Consider the following 429-nt stretch of genomic DNA (forward strand, 5'->3'; position numbering starts at 1 on the left):
AAGAATGTGACAAGGATGGTTTGTATTCGAGTATCGATAATTTAGATTTGGAAAATTGTACGTCTGATGATTTTAAAAGAAGACTCTCAACGATTTGCGAGAAATTTTTTGGATCGTTGTCATGAGTTATCAATTCGCACATTTTGAGATGCTGAGTCGTAAAGTGCTTGTAAAGCCTTCCGACAAGGCAACGAAGTCTAAGAAGTGGAATATTAAAGAGACTATAGATGAGGCTACCCGGAGAAATCCGGATGCCTGTTTGCATGTTGAAAATCCAGGCAAGCCGGTTCTCGTTTTTGGTCAGGATTTAGAAGCTCTTGAGCGTGAGCATGAGCAGGCTTGCGATGGTGCTGTTGATGTTCAGAAGAATGGCAAGAGCAGGAAAATCAGAAGCACTCAAAATACTATGGCGTGCATTGTTCTGTCTTG

At 41.3% G+C, this 429-nt stretch carries 1 protein-coding gene; it reads left to right on the plus strand.

Annotated elements, in window-relative coordinates:
- Positions 1–121: 121 nt before the first annotated feature.
- Positions 122–429 (plus strand): hypothetical protein (locus KP705_RS18000; protein ID WP_215765281.1); only part of this gene is annotated, 308 nt, incomplete at its 3' end.

Origin of the sequence: Gluconobacter sp. P1D12_c, assembly GCF_018812105.1 — a bacterium.
Classification (GTDB): Bacteria; Pseudomonadota; Alphaproteobacteria; order Acetobacterales; family Acetobacteraceae; genus Gluconobacter; species Gluconobacter oxydans_A.